Raw genomic sequence first — 15,665 nt, forward strand, 5'->3', positions numbered from 1 at the left:
CACGCCCTTACCCATCAGTCCTCCACGTCCGTCATTGCCCGACATGATCGGGCAATCCAGCGCGATGCAGGGACAATCTGGATCGCTCGGAGGAGCGGGATGCTACTGCCGCTCGCCTTTGCGAAACGGGGTGTACTCTTCTAACTCAATCTGAGAGCGTAACACCGCTTTTCGCTCATGAATGAGGAAGTCATCCACGGCCGCGCGGAGGCCAGGGTGAGCGATGTGGTGTACCGAGTGCGTCAGAACCGGCTCATACCCGCGGGCCAGTTTATGCTCGCCTTGTGCGCCTGCCTCCACCACCGCGAGGCGGTGTTGTATCGCGAAATCAATGGCTTGGTAGTAGCAGATCTCAAAGTGCAGGAAGGGCACGTCACGCGTGGCGCCCCAGTTGCGGCCGTAAAGCGTGTCCTTGCCGATGAAGTTGATCGCGCCGGCAATTGGTTCATCGCCGTCATAGGCGAAGATGAGCAGGATGCGGTCGGCCATGGTCTCTCCCAGACGCGAGAAGAACTCGCGATTGAGATAAGGCCGCCCCCATTTGCGCGCACCAGTGTCTTCATAGAAATCGTAGAAGGCGTCCCAATGGTGCTCTTTAATGTCCGAGCCGGTGAGCCAACGGGCAGTCAGGTCATCGGCAAGGGCATCGTTGCGTTCGCGGCGGATGGTTTTGCGCTTCCGGGATGCCAATGTTTCCAAGAAGTGGTCGAAACTCTCGTAACCACGATTGAACCAATGGAACTGGGTGTCATTGCGCCGGAGCCACCCCAAATTGCCCGCCAATTCGGCTTCGCTTTCGGGTACGAAGGTGAGGTGGGTGGAGGAGGCGTTGAGGCGTTGCGTCAACTGCTGTGCGGTTTGCAGCAGTGCGGCCTGCGCATTCAAATCACCATTCGGAACCAATAGCTTAGGCGCTGTTGCTGGCGTGAAAGGTACAGAACCTTGCAGCTTGGGGTAGTATTTGCCGCCAGCACGTTCCAAGGCGTCGGCCCAGCCGTGGTCGAAGACATATTCGCCCATGGAATGGGATTTTAAAAACAACGGCATAAGCCCGATTGGCGCGCTGTTCTGGTCCTGCAACACAATGTGCTGCGGTAACCAGCCGGTTTCCGCTGTGGCGCAGTTGGATTGCTCCAGCGCCAGAAAGAAAGCGTGGTCGAGAAAGGGATTGTCCACAACGCCATTGGTTGAGGGCACAAGGCTGTTCCAGACATCGGCTGGAATGCTGGCTGTCGTGGGGTGAATGTGCGCCGAGAATTCGTTCAAGCTCACGCCGCACTCCACGTCTCAAATTGCTTATGCTTGAATATGCTATCTGCAGGCCGGAGCTTCAAGGGAAAGCAAAGGGCCAGGTGCGCCCCGCGCTACCCAGCCCCTTGAAACTCAACTGAAATGCAAATTTAGACTTCGATGACGGCGTCGATTTCGACAGCTGCGCCCAGCGGCAGCGAGGTCACGCCGAAGGCCGCGCGAGCATGTGTGCCGACCTTCTCGCCAAACACGCCGACGAAGAGGTTGGACGCGCCATTGGCGACGAGGTGCTGTTCGGTGAAGTCAGGGGTCGAAGCGACGAGAACGGTCAGTTTGACGACGCGCTTGACGTCTTCCAGCGCAATGCCGGCCGAGTGGACGATGTGGGCCAGAATATTGACGGCGCAGAGTTCCGCAGCATTGCCGCCCTGAACCACATTCATCGTGTCGCCAAGCAGGCCCTGGACAATGCCATTGGCGTCGCTGGAAATTTGGCCGGAGATGAACAGCAAATTGCCAGTGCGAACGACAGGGGCATAGCTGGCCACTGGTGCCATTGGGGCAGGAAGTTCGTAGCCATATTCGCGGAGCTTCTCGATGGGGGTGGTCATCTGATCTTGCCTTCCAAGTCGTCTGCTTCTTGTTCCGAACTCGCCTCCGGCGGCGCGCCGGTGCGAGCATTATAGAGTTTTCCGCGCATTACCGCGGTTCGGCCAAATTTGGATCGAACACGATCCATGGCCCTTTCAGCTGCCGCCTTGCGCGCCACTTGGGGCTCAAGGAGGTCAATTGGGTCAATGCCAGTGGCCTCGTCGAGCCCTGAAATGCCAATGCCAATGAGGCGGAATGCGGTTCCATCCACCTCTTTCTGCATTAGGCTCAGGCCGGTCTCGTAGAGAACATTGGCCAGCTGTGTGGGCATCATCAGGTGTCGCGCGCGGCTTCGCAACTTAAATCCAGTTGTTTTGAGCTTTAGGGTGACGGTATCGCCCACCAAGTTTTTGGTTTTGAGCCGTTCCGAAAGTCGCTCACAGCACTGCAAAAGCTCCGTTGAGAGTGCCTCTATATCGGAGAGGTCGTGGTGGAAGGTGGATTCTGATGAGACCGACTTCATAGAGCGGTCCGTCGAGACTTTGCGGGCATCCTGACCTTGGGCAAGGCGCGACAGGCGCGCGCCCGATTCTCCGTATAGCCGCATGAGACGGTGGGGGTCTTCTGCCTGCAGCTGACCGATGGTGTAATAGCCATCGCGTTGAAGCGTTTCCGCGAAAACCTTGCCGACGCCAAAGATAATGCTGATCGGCTTGTCATGCAGAAAGCTCAGCGTCTCTTCCGCCCCAATAACGGCAAAACCGCGCGGTTTATCGAGGTCGGATGCGATTTTAGCGAGGAATTTGTTATGGCTTAGGCCAACCGAGATGGTGACGCCGATCTGATCCGAAACAGCTTTTGCAAACTTGGCCAGCATGACGGCTGGAGGCGCTTTGTGTAGTGCCGTAGTGCCTGTCAGGTCGAGAAAAGCTTCGTCAATCGACAGCGGCTCAACCACTGGCGTCATCGTATCCATCAGCGTGCGAATTTCTCGGCTGACGCCAACATATTTGGCCATATTGGGTTTTATGACCACCGCATCTGGGCAGAGCTGCAGCGCCTTGAACATGGGCATGGCCGAGCGCACACCCGACTGGCGGGCAATGTAGCAGCATGTGGAGACAACGCCGCGCGTGCCTCCACCGATGATCAGCGGCTTGTCACGCAGCGAGGGGTCGTCCCGCTTTTCGACCGACGCATAGAATGCGTCGCAGTCGACATGTGCGATGGAAAGGTCAAACAGCTCGGCGTGGCTACGAATGCGCGGCGAGCCGCAGCGAGGGCAGCGATTGGGGGATGCTGCTGCCGCTCCGGTGCTCAGACAATCGCGACATAGCCAAGCGCTCATCTATCCCTCGGGATTTAGCTTGTGCCAAATGCGCATGAAGTTCTCTGGCGTCATCCCGGTGTTCGCGCATAGGGCGAGCAGAATCGCTTCGTTTGATGCAAAATAGTCGATAAGCCCATGTTGCAGCATTTTCGTGCCGACGGCGTTGCGTAAAGCCTGTGGGTCGATGCCCGCATGCTGCATAAATGCCAAAAGCTCTTCAGGATGTTCGGCCAGATAGGCTAGGCAAGCGTCGGCTGTGCTCGACAAATCTGGGGTAACGCGCTCAGAAATCGGCACCGTCCGGCCTCATTTGGTTTTTTGTAACGGTTTCAATGCTAGCTCATGTGCGTGGCGAAGCGAAGAACCGAGCAGCGTTCAGCCACCGTTTTTGGGGTGCGTAGTTTGTACCCAAGTGAGGGAATATGCCTAAGTCTGTGATGATCGTCGAAGACAATGAGCTGAATATGAAGCTCTTCAACGATCTGCTGGAGTCGCGTGGATACACGGTCATCCAGACTCGCAATGGCGTCGAAGCGCTGGATCTGGCGCGTGCGCATATGCCTGATCTGATCTTGATGGATATCCAGTTGCCAGAGGTTTCTGGACTTGTGGTCACTAAGTGGCTCAAGGACGATGAAGAACTGGCGCATATCCCAGTTGTTGCTGTCACGGCGTTCGCCATGAAGGGCGATGAAGAGCGAATTCTTCAGGGCGGCTGCGAGGGATACATTTCCAAGCCAATCTCCGTGTCTCACTTTCTGGAAACCATTGCCGGTTATATTGGGCCAGCCTGATTTTCCTTGTAGGGAAATCTAGCGAGGTTTCAGTGGCTCGACACGAACGGGGGGAGCTTGTTCGTGGGTCGCATTTATCTGGGGTAGTGGTTTGACCGCGCGCGTACTTATCGTCGATGACATTCCAACGAATGTGAAGCTGCTCGAAGCGCGGCTGCTGGCTGAATATTACGACGTGGTTACGGCCAATTCTGGCGCGAAAGCGCTCGCCATCTGCCAAGAGCAAGATATCGACATTGTCCTTTTGGACGTGATGATGCCTGAAATGGATGGCTTTGAGGTCTGTCGCCGGCTGAAAGCTGACCCTAAGACCCAGCACGTGCCTGTGCTGATGATCACTGCACTCGACCAGACTTCGGATCGGGTGCAGGGGCTCGACGCCGGAGCTGATGATTTCCTGTCAAAGCCTGTGGATGACACGCAGCTTCTGGCGCGCGTAAAAAGCCTGGTGCGGCTCAAGTCGCTGACCGATGAGCTGCGGGCTCGGGCGCAAACCAGCCAGCAGATTGCGGCTGAGGATGCGCTGCAGGCGATGAACTCTATTTCCGCTAAAGATGGCTCGATCTTGATCGTTGATACCGATCGCCGTCATGCGGAGCGTATTGCAGGCTATCTGCAAGCTGAGCATCGTGTCGAAATTCTCACCGAGCCTATGGACGCGGTATTCCAAGTCGCTGGTGGCAGTTATGAGCTGGCTTTGGTTAGCATGAGCCTCAAGGACTTTGATCCGCTCCGTGTGTGCTCGCAAATTCGTACCGTTGATCAAGCCCGTGGCCTGCCCATTATTTTGATGGCCGATGAGGCGGATAAGCCCAAGGTCGTGCGTGGGCTGGATCTGGGGATCAACGATTACATATCGCGCCCGGTTGAGCGCAGCGAACTGATGGCGCGGGTGCGCACACAGATCCGCCGCCAACGCTACGCGGACGTTCTTCGAGACAGTGTCAATTCCACCATTGCTCTTGCGATTACCGATGAGCTGACGGGCCTCTACAATCGTCGCTATTTTGATCGGCACATGAGTCTGGTGATGGCGAAGTCGCTTGAGCAAGAGCGCGATGTTGCGGTGATGATCCTCGACATCGATCACTTCAAGTCGGTCAACGACAACTATGGTCATGACGTTGGCGATGCCGTGATCCGTGAATTCGCAGCGCGTCTGCGCCGCAATCTTCGTGGCGTCGATATGGCGTGCCGTTTTGGCGGTGAAGAGTTCTTGGTGCTGATGCCTGACACAGACGTGCGGGTCGCAGAATTGGTGGCTGAGCGCGTGCGTGAGGCGGTTGCTGACCGTCCATTTGAGGTTGGCCTGAGCCGGCCTATCTCGATCACCATATCCATCGGCATGGCGCTCTATGAGAACATGGATGATACGCCGGAGGTGATCATCAAACGGGCTGACGTGGCGCTCTATAGGGCCAAGCACGCAGGTCGCAATCGCGTCATGGTCGACGCGGCGTAAGTCCCGTTAGGGTTAGCTGTTATAATTAACGGTAAGAACTCATTGGCCCTCAGCCAGTGAGGCGCTAGGGTCTTCATGACGGTTAGGGCGCGTTCTAGCGCTCCTATACCCGTGAAGTTCCCTAGGCATATCTCAGGTCCGCCGCAACTCCTGAGTCGCCCTGGGACGGCTGGTTCGGTGACGCATAGAGTGGCCTCGTCGTCGTTGTATCCCGAACCAGCCACCTCACATTTTCAAGCCAACCGCATAAAACAAAAGCCCCGCAGAAACTGCGGGGCTTTGTTTATTCCGATAAGGAATAGCCAGATTACTTGATCTTGGCTTCCTTGAATTCCACGTGCTTGCGGACAACTGGATCGTACTTCTTGAAAGCGAGCTTTTCAGTCTGGGTACGTGCGTTCTTCTTGGTCACGTAGAAGAAGCCGGTGTCGGCCGTCGAGACGAGCTTGATCTTGATAGTGGCGGCCTTAGCCATGATTGTGGTCCTTCACAAAGCGAAACGCGCTGCAGCAGGGCAGCGCCGAATTTGGCCGCAAACTACTAATTTGCGGTCGAAAGTCAAGTGTTGGCGTCAGTCCTTCTGACCTGTTCCAAAGCCATACATGCGCAAAGACCACTGTAGGCCTACAATTGCGCCCTTAATGGAGGGAAGCATAATCAGGGGAAGAACGATTGCGAGCGGAATCATCGTCAGCACATAGGTGATGGGCTGGATCTGATGGGTCATGTCGAGGTGCAACATCAGGAAGACGATAATGTGGCCCACGATGGTGATTGCGACGTAGGGAGGCAGGTCGTCAGCACGGTGATGTCTGAGTTCCTCGCCGCAAACATTGCATTCGTTTGCTACTTTGAGATAGCCCGCGAACATCTTGCCCTTGCCACAGTGTGGGCAACGGCAAAGCGCGCCACGCCACATGGCCTGACCAACGGTACGTTCGGGAAGAACTGCGCTGTTTTCAGTCATGACTACCTCTTTCTGCGTCCCTTGGGGCCGAAGCTGTTAGATGCGCCCTTACGCAGGGGGCGTGTAGGCGGCTTATTGCCGCGCTTGCCCTCAGAAAGCAACTCAAAGCGCAATGAGCCGGCCACGGGGGAGGCTTCGACGAGGCGAACTTCGACTCGGTCGCCAAGCGTGAAGCTTTCGCCCGTGCGCTCGCCAACCATCGCTTGGCGTTCTTCGACGTAGCGATAATAGTCCTTGCCCAGTGTCGAGGCAGGGATAAAGCCATCGGCACCGGTCTCGATCAATTTTACGAACAGGCCCGAGCGGGTGATGCCGGAGACACGACCCTCAAAGCGTGCGCCGATCCGCTCCGACAGATATTGAGCGAGCAGACGGTCGGAAGTTTCGCGTTCCGCCAACATGGCGCGACGCTCAGTCGTGGAAATGTGCTGCGCAATGCCACTGAGCTTGGTCTGCTCCTGATCCGTCATCCCATCGTCACCAAGGCCCAAAGCGCGGATAAGCGCTCGGTGCACGATCAAATCGGCATAGCGGCGGATGGGTGAGGTGAAGTGGGCGTAGCGGTCGAGATTGAGCCCAAAGTGGCCGTAGTTCTCCTTGGAGTACTCAGCCTGAGCCTGGGAGCGCAACACCATTTCCGACACTTGCTCGATATTGCCCATGTCGCGGGCCTTGCCCAGGATGCGGTTAAAATCAACAGCGCGAACGTTGTCGGCCTTTTTGACGCTGATATCGAGGCTGCCCAAGAACTCGCGCAGCGCGTGGAGTTTTTCGGACGATGGTTCATCGTGAACGCGATAGAGCAGTTCAGTGCGCTTTTGCTCAAGCGTTTCGGCTGCAGCGACGTTGGCCGCAATCATCATCTCTTCGATGAGACGATGCGCGTCTAAACGTTCAGGGATGAAAATGTCCGCGACCATGCCTGTCTTGTCGAGCTTGATCTTGCGTTCGGGCAGGTCAAGGTCGAGCGGGCCACGGGCATCGCGTGCTTCTGACATGGCGCCGTAGGCCATCCACAGAGGCTTGAGGATCGGCTCCAGCAGAGGCCCCGTCTGATCGTCCGGATTGCCGTCAATGGCCGCCTGTGCCTGCTGGTAGCTGAGTTTAGCTGCCGAGCGCATAAGGATGCGATGGAAGCTGTGGCTCGTCTTCCGACCGCCGGCGTCGAGGACCATACGAACGGCCATCGCCGCGCGCGACTCGCCTTGCTTCAAGGAGCAAAGCTCATTGGAGATGCGCTCAGGCAGCATGGGCACGACGCGATCCGGGAAGTAGACCGAATTGCCGCGCAGATAGGCTTCGCGATCAAGCGAGGTACCGGGGCGGACATAGGCGGCAACGTCGGCAATCGCAACCGTGACGACATAGCCGCCAGGATTGGCTGGGTCGGTATCGAGCACAGCGTGAACCGCGTCGTCATGGTCCTTGGCGTCTGGTGGGTCGATGGTAACCAGCGGCAAGTCGCGCCAGTCTTCACGGCCCTTCAGCGTTGCTTCCTCCGCCTCTTCTGCTTCGCGGGTGACTGAGGCGGGCCACTTGTTAGGAATATCGAGATTGTGGATTGCAATCAGCGACACAGCGCCTTCGGACTTTGGATTGCCGATGACGGTGGTGACGCGAGCACGCGGAATCATCAGGCGCCCGGAAAGCTTAACGTCTACCTCTACGAGATCGCCGTCTGAGGCATCGCCAAGGTCGCCAAGTGGGATACGCATTTCTTTCTGCTTGCGATCAACCGGAATGAGACGCGCGCCTTCCTCATCCATGCGGACAATACCGATGTGGCCGCGACGGGGCTTGTCGAGCACCTTCATCGGCTTAGCGGTGTAATCGGGCACAATGTCTTCGCCAGCGTCAATGCGGGCCAAGATGCGGTCGCCTGGAGCGGGTGCAACTCGAGAATGGGAATCCACCAACACGCGCACGCGTGGGATTTCACCTTCTTCCGGGTTCCACTGCGCTGGGAAGGCGTGGAGGTTGTCTGGGTCTGCGTCCGTCGGAATGTCGAGGACGGTTACATGGGGCAGGGCGGCGGTACGGCGCAGCGCCTTGCGGGTGCGCGTGATGACTCCTTCACCCTCAAGGTCCGAGAGCAGTCTTTTAAATGGCCGACGCATGTCGCCGCGAATGCCAAAAACTTTGGCCAGATCGCGCTTGCCCTTGATATCGTCTTCCTGCGCCAATGCTTCTAGGATCTGTTCCTTGGTCGGCAAGGCATCGGCGGCGGGCTGACGGGAGCGCTTTGGGCCGGATGTGTTTTTTGCTTTTGGTGTCTTGGCCATGGTCTATTCTTTGGGAGTTGCTCCCTATGTAGGGGAATAAGGGTGGTTTTCCAACGCATACGGGTTATTTGCTGGGCAATAAGTGCCGAGTGTGACCCAAGCAGCGCTTATCAGTCCCGGTAAAACGGGCCTCTACCCCTTGTGAACCGCGACTTTCAAAGGTTAGGTGTTGGTTAACGAAACTGCGAGAGCGCGTGTATGTCCGCTGAAATTCTCACCCTCTTTTATGCCGTCGGCTTGGGATATTTGTTTGGCTCGATTCCATTTGGGCTGATCCTGACCCGTGCGGCGGGGCTTGGCGATATTCGTCAGATCGGCTCTGGCAATATCGGCGCGACGAATGTGTTGCGCACCGGGAATAAGAAGATTGCCGCGCTGACACTCATTCTGGACGCATTGAAGGCAGTTGTTCCTATTCTGCTTGCGCGCCACTTTTGGGGTGAAGACGCTGCACGCATTGCCGCCGTTGGTGCCTTCTTCGGGCACTGTTTCCCCGTTTGGCTCGGCTTTAAGGGTGGCAAGGGCGTAGCCGTCATGATTGGCTCGCTTCTGGCTCTCGCGTGGCCGGTGGGGCTGATTTTCTGCGCTGTTTGGTTGCTGCTGGCCTATGTTCGCAAAATCTCGTCGCTGGCGGCGCTAACCGCCGCTGCAACGGCCCCGATCTTTGCCTATCTGTTCGTGGACGCAGGGCTGGCGATTGTGGTGCTGATTTTGGCGCTGCTCTTGTTCTTCCAGCATCGTGAAAACATCGCACGTCTGATCAAGGGCACCGAGCCCAGGATTGGCGGAAGCAAAAAGCCTGCTTGATGACCTGGCGCCGGGAAGGGGATAGAAACCTCTCTCCGGCGCAAAGACTGGCCATACTCAGACTTATCCGTACGGATAATATTGGCCCGATCACGTTTCGCCAGCTTCTTAGCCGATTTGGCTCAGCGCAAGCGGCCCTCGAAGCACTCCCTCAAATTGCACAGCGCGCCGGCCGGCCCATGGTCGCCTGTACGCTGACGCGCGCCGAAGACGAGTTTGCCGCCATAGAGCGGCTCGGGGCGCGTTTGGTGATTGAGGGGGATAGCGACTATCCCAATCTCCTCAGCCACATTGGCGGTGCACCGCCGGTTCTCACTGTTCACGGTGGGGAGCAGATCAACTGGCAACGCACAGCGGGCATTGTTGGGGCGCGCAACGCGTCGTCGGCAGGCATAAAAATGACGCGGCTGCTCACCGAAGGCTTGGGACAGGCAGGGTTCACCGTCGTTTCTGGACTGGCCCGAGGCATTGATGCTGCAGCACATTGGGCGGCTCTTGAAACCGGCACAGTCGCCGTGTTGGCGGGCGGCTTGGATCGGATCTATCCGCGCGAGCATCTCCAGTTGGCTGAAAAGATAGTCGATGGTGGCGGTGCACTAATCAGCGAAATGCCAATGGGCTGGGAGCCAAGGGCGCAGGATTTTCCGAGACGTAACCGTTTGGTTTCAGGGCTATCGTTGGGCGTCGTCGTTGTCGAAGCCGCCAAGCGGTCAGGTTCGCTGATTACCGCGCGCCTAGCCTTGGAGCAAAACCGGGACGTCTTTGCAGTGCCGGGGTCTCCGCTCGATCCACGCGCGGAGGGCGGGAACTTGCTCATCCAACAGGGTGCGCGGCTCGTCACCTGCGCGCAAGACATTGTCGAGGTTCTGCAAGACTTTGATCCGGTCCGCACAGCTCTCTTCGAGCCGGAATGGCACCCGGATTTTACGGCGGTAGACGATGTTGAACCGGGCGAGGATGTGCGTGCACGGCTGAGGCAGGCACTATCGGTCGTGCCCACCCCAGTCGATGATATTCTGGCCCAGATCGAGGTGTCGCCCGCCGCGCTACAAATGCTGCTGCTCGAGCTCGACATTGCTGGCGAAATCGAATGGTCGAGCGGCCAGTTGGTCGCTCTTCGTTTTAGGTGAAAATCGGCTCTTCGTGGAGCTGGATACCAAAGCGGTTTTTAACTTCGGTTTTGACGTGTTCAGCCAATCTGGCCACATCGGCCTGTTCGCCATGGGCGTGGTTGACCACAACCAATGCGTGGCGTTCAGAAATACCAACCGGCCCGAGCTTGTAGCCCTTAAGCCCCGTTTTTTCGATCAACCAGCCCGCTGATAGCTTTGTGCGACCATCGGACTGCGGAAAGTTCGGCGCTGTTGGAAACTCGGCCAAAACCGGAGCCGCAGCATCGCGTGCAACGATGGGGTTTTGGAAGAAGGAGCCTGCATTGGGTTCGGTGCGGTAGTCGGGCAGCTTTGAGTTGCGTAGGGCAACGACCCGCTCCATCACGATAGCAGGCGTCACCAGCGGAGTTTCGGTCAAATCCGAGAGCCCAGCGAAGCCGAGGTTGGCGCGCCAAGCCTTGGCCAGTCCCAAGCGAATTGCGAGCACAACATAACGATTGGGCTCTTCCTTAAAGACGGAATGGCGATAGGCGAACTTGCACTCTTCTTTTGAGAAGGTGCGCGTGGTGCCGGTTTGCCGATCCCAAGCCGACAATTCGAGGAAACTATCAGCCAGCTCGGCGCCGTAAGCACCAATGTTCTGGACGGGAGCCGCGCCTGCGGTACCAGGAATGCCCGCTAGATTCTCAAGCCCGCCGAAACCGAGGCCCACAGTGAACGCGACGAAGTCATGCCAATTTTCACCGGCGGCGGCCTCAACAACGATGTGTGTTTCTGTTTCTTCAACAAGCTGGCGCCCCTTAAGGGCAATGACGGCGGTTATGCCCTCAAAGCGCGGAGCGAGTACCACATTGGACCCGCCGCCAAGCACTTGGACAGCGATGCCCGATGTGTTGGCGTACGCAAAAAGCGCAGGCAAGTCGTCGATATCGGTGATTTCGATGCCAAAACTCGAGCTGGAGCGCAGCGCTAAAGTGTTGCGATGGGTCAGGTCGAAATTGGGAATCAAGCGGTCATGAATTTCAGTCATTGCGGGCCTAAAAATCATTGTTCGGGCCCCGAGGGCAAGACCATGTCTATAAGGATACGTTGACTTCTAATTGCGGCTTGACCATGTTGCGGCCTCTTCCCTTAGGCATTTGCGGAACGCTTACCCATGAAGGTCGTCGTCGTTGAAAGTCCGGCTAAAGCCAAGACAATCAACAAATATTTAGGCAAGGACTATGAAGTTCTAGCCTCCTTCGGGCACGTTCGTGACCTGCCAGCGAAGGATGGTTCGGTACGTCCGGACGAAGATTTTGCCATGTCTTGGGAGGTCGACACCGCTTCAAAAAAGCGGTTGAGCGATATTTCTTCCGCGCTGAAGGGGGCCGATGGCCTTATTCTGGCGACTGACCCTGATCGCGAAGGCGAAGCCATCTCTTGGCACGTTCTCGATGTTCTGCGTCAGAAGAAGGCGCTGAAAAAAGATATGACGGTGCAGCGCGTTGTGTTCAACGCGATCACCAAGGACGCAGTGACGGCGGCTATGGCCAAGCCGCGTGATATCGATATGCCGCTGGTCGACGCCTATCTGGCGCGCCGCGCACTCGACTATCTCGTCGGCTTCACGCTTTCTCCGATTCTGTGGCGCAAGCTGCCGGGTTCTCGTTCGGCTGGCCGAGTGCAGTCTGTGGCCTTGCGCCTCGTGTCGGACCGCGAAGCCGAAATCGAAAAATTTAAAGCCGAAGAATATTGGTCGCTGGAAGCCAAGCTTTCCCAATCGGGTAAGAGCTTTTTGGCGCGCCTTTTGTCGGTTGACGGCAAGAAGACCGACAAGCTCGATATCAAGACCGGCGAGAATGCTGCGGAGCTGAAAAAGCTCGTGGAAGCTGGCCAGTTCAACGTCTCCAACGTTGAAAAGAAGCCAACCAAGCGCAATCCTTATGCGCCGTTCACGACGTCCTCTCTGCAGCAGGATGCGTCATCGCGTTTGGGGCTGTCGCCCTCGCGGACGATGCAGATTGCCCAGCGCCTCTACGAAGACGGTCTGATCACCTATATGCGTACCGACGCCGTGCAGATGGCCCCTGAGGGGATCGCCATGGCGCGCTCGGTGATTGGCAAATATTTCGGCGACGAATTCCTGCCGGAAAAGGCCCGTATTTATCAGACCAAGGCCAAGAACGCACAGGAAGCGCACGAAGCGATCCGCCCAACGGATATGTTCAAGCGCCCAGAACAGCTGCATCTCGATGCGGATCAAGCCAAGCTTTATGGCTTGATCTGGCGTCGTACGCTGGCCTCGCAGATGAAATCGGCTGAAATCGACCGCACCACGGTGGATATTTCGGTGAACGTCCCGGGCCGCGTTGTTGGCCTGCGTGCGACTGGCTCTGTTGTCACTTTCCCGGGCTTCCTAAAGCTTTGGGGCATTGAAGCGAAGTCTGACGAAGACAACGAAGACGAAGACGATCGTGAGCTGCCGCCGCTCGCAGTCGGTGATAAGCCAAGCCTGCAGTCCGTTGATATTGAACAGCATTTCACTCAGCCGCCGAGCCGTTACACCGAGGCGAGCCTGATCAAGAAGATGGAAGAACTCGGCATTGGCCGTCCTTCCACCTATGCTGCAACGCTGTCGACACTCAGAGACCGCGATTATGTGCGCCTTGAAGGCAAAGCACTGCATCCGGAAGATCGCGGGCGCATTGTTACCGCCTTCCTCGAAAGCTTCTTCAACCGCTATGTCGAATATGGCTTCACTGCGGGATTGGAAGAGCAGCTCGACCAAGTTTCGGCGGGTGAGCTGGAATACAAGGTGCTCTTGCGTGATTTCTGGAAAGATTTCACGGCGGCCACTGAAGAGATCAAGGATCTGCGCGTTTCAGAGGTGCTCGACGCACTCAACGATATGCTCGCAAGCCGCATTTTCCCGCCAAAGGAAGATGGGTCAGATCCGCGCGTTTGCCCAACATGTGGTGAAGGCCAGCTTTCGCTCAAGCTCGGTAAATTCGGTGCCTTTATTGGCTGTTCGAACTATCCTGAGTGCAAGCACACTATGCAGCTCTCGGACGCGGCCAATGGCCAGAGCTCGGAAGCCATGGCAGGCGACGGCGTGTTGGGAACGGACCCAGAATCGGGCGAGGACGTCTTCCTCAAAACCGGTCGTTTCGGTCCTTATGTGCAGCTCGGCGATGGCAAAGAGCCAAAGCGCTCATCGCTGCCGAAGGGTTGGGATGCGCCATCTCTGACGATTGAAAAGGCTCTGCAATTGCTGAGCCTGCCACGTGAAGTTGGTCTGCACCCGGAAAGCGGCTTGCCTATCCAAGCCGGTCTTGGTCGCTATGGACCGTTCATTCTGCATGACGGCAAATACGCCAATTTGCCGGACGTGGAAGAAGTGTTCACTGTTGGCATCAACCGTGCGGTTGATCTGATCGCGCAGAAGGCCGCTGGCGGCTTTAAGCGTGGTGGCGGCACGGCTGTGGCAGCCATTCAAACATTTGAGCACGACGGTGGGCCGATTACGGTTCGCGCGGGTCGCTATGGCCCCTATGTGAACCAGGGCAAGATCAACGCGACCATTCCGAAGGATGTTGCGCCAGAGGCCGTAACGCTTGATCAGGCGATTGCCTGGATTGCGGCGCGCGCTGAAGTGGCCGGTGCCAAGAAGAAGGCCGCGCCGAAAAAGGCAGCTGCTAAGAAGCCTGCCGCCAAGAAGGCAACCACCAAGAAAGCCGCTGCGGCTGAAGATGGTGCCGAAGAGGCTGCGCCTAAAAAGCGGGTGACCAAGAAGGCTGCCGCTGCTGCTGAAGACGGGGCGGAAGCTCCGGTGAAAAAGGCAGCGGCGAAAAAGCCAGCGGCGAAGAAGGCTGCGCCAAAAACGATTGATCCGGAAGACGTACCGTTCTGAGGTTTGATCGAGCGAAATTGAAAAAGCCGCCGAGGAAACTCGGCGGCTTTTTTGTCGTCGGGAATTTGCATTACCCCCACCCGGCCTCCCCCCTGCGAAGGGGGAGGAGAAGAGGGCTTAGCCCATGGTCCGTTCGATGACGGCGAGCCAATTGTCTTGGGCGATCTTTCTGACCAAGGCTTGCCCATAGCCCTTATCGAGAAGGGCCTTGAGGAGCTTTGGGACGCCGGTAACGTCCTTCAATTCCTTAGGCATTTGCGCGCCGTCGAAGTCACTCCCGAGCGCCACGCCGTCTTCACCTAAGGCTTCAACGAGGGCGTCGATATGGCGGACCATCACCTCAAGCGGAGTGTCTGTGTCCCATTTGCCGTCAGGACGGAGGAAGCCGGTGGCGTAGTTGAGGCCGACAACGCCTGCAGACTCCTTGATCGCGGCTAGCTGCCAAGCGGTCAGATTGCGAGCGCTGGGGGAAATGGCGTGGACGTTGGAGTGGGTGGCGATCAAAGGCTTGGTGGACAGGCGCGCCACATCGCGGAAACCAGCAGCGTTAAGATGGGAAAGGTCGATCATTACCCCGCGCTTGTCGCAGAGTTTTACGAGGTCTTTGCCCGCTTCAGTGAGGCCGGGGCCGATGTCGGGATCGACATTGTGCAAGAAGGGGACGCCGGTGCCAAAATCATTGGCGCGGCTCCAGGTGATGCCGATGGAGCGCAGGCCTGCGGCGTAGAGCACCTCGAAACTATCGAATTTCACGTCGATGGCTTCCGCGCCTTCGATATGAAATATTGCCGCTAATTTTTTGTTTCTAATGGCATTTTGCACTTCACCTGCAGTGCGGCAAACGGCTAGGGCGCCTGCGCGTTCGAGTTTGTGAAGCAGCGAAGCCATCTCAATGGTGGAGGCAAGCGCATCGCGCACATCGAGATTGGGAGGGAGTTGGCCAGCGGAACTCGTGGGGCTGGAGACAACTGAAGCGGCATCGGCCTTAAGCGGTGGCGGGAATATGGCGAAAAAGCCGCCCGTCATACCGGCCTGATTGGCGCGGGGAAGATCGAGTTGGCCATCTATTGTGCCGTCGACAAACATTGCGATTTTGTCGGGCCGCGAGCTGTCTACCAAGCGAAGCAGGGTATCGTTGTGGCCGTCGAAAAAGGGAATGGTCATCGAATCGTCTCCG

Annotated in this window: 14 protein-coding genes; 5 read left to right on the forward strand and 9 right to left on the reverse strand. The window is 57.3% G+C overall.

Annotation, left to right across the window (positions count from 1 at the left end):
- Positions 1 to 102: 102 nt before the first annotated feature.
- The 4 genes from JHL21_RS00620 to JHL21_RS00635 all read right to left on the reverse strand — a co-directional run bounded on the left by JHL21_RS00620 (position 103) and on the right by JHL21_RS00635 (position 3,469).
- The gene (locus JHL21_RS00620) at positions 103 to 1,272 is read right to left on the reverse strand and encodes a GNAT family N-acetyltransferase (protein WP_367948137.1); all 1,170 of its coding nucleotides are present in this window, start codon (positions 1,270 to 1,272) and stop codon (positions 103 to 105) included.
- Between the two features lie 128 nt (positions 1,273 to 1,400).
- Complete coding sequence (locus JHL21_RS00625; protein ID WP_200211280.1) at positions 1,401 to 1,862, reverse strand: RidA family protein; 462 nt, start codon at positions 1,860 to 1,862, stop codon at positions 1,401 to 1,403.
- Positions 1,859 to 3,190 carry a DNA polymerase IV gene (locus tag JHL21_RS00630; RefSeq protein WP_200211282.1) on the reverse strand — a complete coding sequence of 444 codons (1,332 nt, stop codon included), beginning with the start codon at positions 3,188 to 3,190 and terminating at the stop codon, positions 1,859 to 1,861. Before JHL21_RS00630 ends, JHL21_RS00625 begins: the two co-directional genes overlap by 4 nt.
- Positions 3,191 to 3,469, reverse strand: a complete 279-nt coding sequence (locus JHL21_RS00635; RefSeq protein ID WP_182395761.1) for a DUF3572 family protein — start codon at positions 3,467 to 3,469, stop codon at positions 3,191 to 3,193.
- Positions 3,470 to 3,594: 125 nt separating this feature from the next.
- On the opposite strand from JHL21_RS00635, the gene JHL21_RS00640 reads away from it, so the two are divergent.
- Positions 3,595 to 3,966, forward strand: coding sequence for a response regulator (locus JHL21_RS00640; RefSeq protein WP_169193835.1), 372 nt, complete (start codon positions 3,595 to 3,597; stop codon positions 3,964 to 3,966).
- A 91-nt stretch (positions 3,967 to 4,057) separates the two neighbouring features.
- Complete coding sequence (locus tag JHL21_RS00645) at positions 4,058 to 5,428, forward strand: PleD family two-component system response regulator (protein WP_182395759.1); 1,371 nt, start codon at positions 4,058 to 4,060, stop codon at positions 5,426 to 5,428.
- A gap of 307 nt (positions 5,429 to 5,735) precedes the next feature.
- Here JHL21_RS00645 and rpmG read toward each other — a convergent pair whose 3' ends face one another.
- The 3 genes from rpmG to rnr all read right to left on the reverse strand — a co-directional run bounded on the left by rpmG (position 5,736) and on the right by rnr (position 8,677).
- Positions 5,736 to 5,903: a 50S ribosomal protein L33 gene (gene rpmG, locus JHL21_RS00650; protein WP_046104197.1), complete on the reverse strand. Its 168-nt coding sequence runs from the start codon at positions 5,901 to 5,903 to the stop codon at positions 5,736 to 5,738.
- 96 nt (positions 5,904 to 5,999) lie between these two features.
- A complete protein-coding gene (locus JHL21_RS00655) occupies positions 6,000 to 6,395 on the reverse strand; it encodes a DUF983 domain-containing protein (RefSeq protein WP_169193837.1) in 396 nt (131 codons plus the stop codon).
- Positions 6,396 to 6,397: 2 nt separating this feature from the next.
- Complete coding sequence (gene rnr, locus JHL21_RS00660) at positions 6,398 to 8,677, reverse strand: ribonuclease R (protein WP_200211287.1); 2,280 nt, start codon at positions 8,675 to 8,677, stop codon at positions 6,398 to 6,400.
- 198 nt (positions 8,678 to 8,875) lie between these two features.
- Here rnr and plsY point away from each other — a divergent pair, with 198 nt between their 5' ends.
- Both plsY and dprA read left to right on the forward strand, forming a co-directional pair.
- On the forward strand, positions 8,876 to 9,484 hold the full coding sequence (gene plsY / locus JHL21_RS00665) for a glycerol-3-phosphate 1-O-acyltransferase PlsY (protein WP_200211289.1): 609 nt from the start codon (positions 8,876 to 8,878) through the stop codon (positions 9,482 to 9,484).
- Positions 9,484 to 10,614 (forward strand): DNA-processing protein DprA, encoded by a 1,131-nt coding sequence (dprA, locus tag JHL21_RS00670; RefSeq protein WP_200211291.1) that lies wholly within the window; start codon positions 9,484 to 9,486, stop codon positions 10,612 to 10,614. The genes plsY and dprA overlap by 1 nt, the downstream gene beginning before the upstream one ends.
- Here the strand turns inward: dprA and murB are convergent.
- Entirely contained in the window at positions 10,607 to 11,626 is a 1,020-nt protein-coding gene (gene murB / locus JHL21_RS00675) for a UDP-N-acetylmuramate dehydrogenase (RefSeq protein ID WP_200211293.1), read from the reverse strand. The genes dprA and murB overlap by 8 nt on opposite strands.
- Positions 11,627 to 11,752: 126 nt before the next feature.
- Between murB and topA the strand changes: the two genes are divergently transcribed.
- Complete coding sequence (topA, locus tag JHL21_RS00680; RefSeq protein WP_200211296.1) at positions 11,753 to 14,488, forward strand: type I DNA topoisomerase; 2,736 nt, start codon at positions 11,753 to 11,755, stop codon at positions 14,486 to 14,488.
- Between the two features lie 117 nt (positions 14,489 to 14,605).
- On the opposite strand, the gene JHL21_RS00685 is transcribed toward topA, so the two are convergent.
- Complete coding sequence (locus JHL21_RS00685; RefSeq protein ID WP_200211298.1) at positions 14,606 to 15,652, reverse strand: dipeptidase; 1,047 nt, start codon at positions 15,650 to 15,652, stop codon at positions 14,606 to 14,608.
- Positions 15,653 to 15,665: the final 13 nt, after the last annotated feature.

It is taken from the genome of Devosia sp. WQ 349K1 (assembly GCF_016595685.1).
In the GTDB taxonomy this organism is placed as follows: domain Bacteria; phylum Pseudomonadota; class Alphaproteobacteria; order Rhizobiales; family Devosiaceae; genus Devosia.

What these genes read in the sequence shown, in the direction of transcription:
- JHL21_RS00625 (WP_200211280.1), bottom strand. Translation starts at nt 1,862, where the DNA reads ATGACCACCCCCATCGAGAAGCTCCGCGAATATGGCTACGAACTTCCT.
- JHL21_RS00630 (WP_200211282.1), bottom strand. Translation starts at nt 3,190, where the DNA reads ATGAGCGCTTGGCTATGTCGCGATTGTCTGAGCACCGGAGCGGCAGCA.
- JHL21_RS00640 (WP_169193835.1), top strand. Translation starts at nt 3,595, where the DNA reads ATGCCTAAGTCTGTGATGATCGTCGAAGACAATGAGCTGAATATGAAG.
- rpmG (WP_046104197.1), bottom strand. Translation starts at nt 5,903, where the DNA reads ATGGCTAAGGCCGCCACTATCAAGATCAAGCTCGTCTCGACGGCCGAC.
- JHL21_RS00655 (WP_169193837.1), bottom strand. Translation starts at nt 6,395, where the DNA reads ATGACTGAAAACAGCGCAGTTCTTCCCGAACGTACCGTTGGTCAGGCC.
- rnr (WP_200211287.1), bottom strand. Translation starts at nt 8,677, where the DNA reads ATGGCCAAGACACCAAAAGCAAAAAACACATCCGGCCCAAAGCGCTCC.
- plsY (WP_200211289.1), top strand. Translation starts at nt 8,876, where the DNA reads ATGTCCGCTGAAATTCTCACCCTCTTTTATGCCGTCGGCTTGGGATAT.
- dprA (WP_200211291.1), top strand. Translation starts at nt 9,484, where the DNA reads ATGACCTGGCGCCGGGAAGGGGATAGAAACCTCTCTCCGGCGCAAAGA.
- murB (WP_200211293.1), bottom strand. Translation starts at nt 11,626, where the DNA reads ATGACTGAAATTCATGACCGCTTGATTCCCAATTTCGACCTGACCCAT.
- topA (WP_200211296.1), top strand. Translation starts at nt 11,753, where the DNA reads ATGAAGGTCGTCGTCGTTGAAAGTCCGGCTAAAGCCAAGACAATCAAC.
- JHL21_RS00685 (WP_200211298.1), bottom strand. Translation starts at nt 15,652, where the DNA reads ATGACCATTCCCTTTTTCGACGGCCACAACGATACCCTGCTTCGCTTG.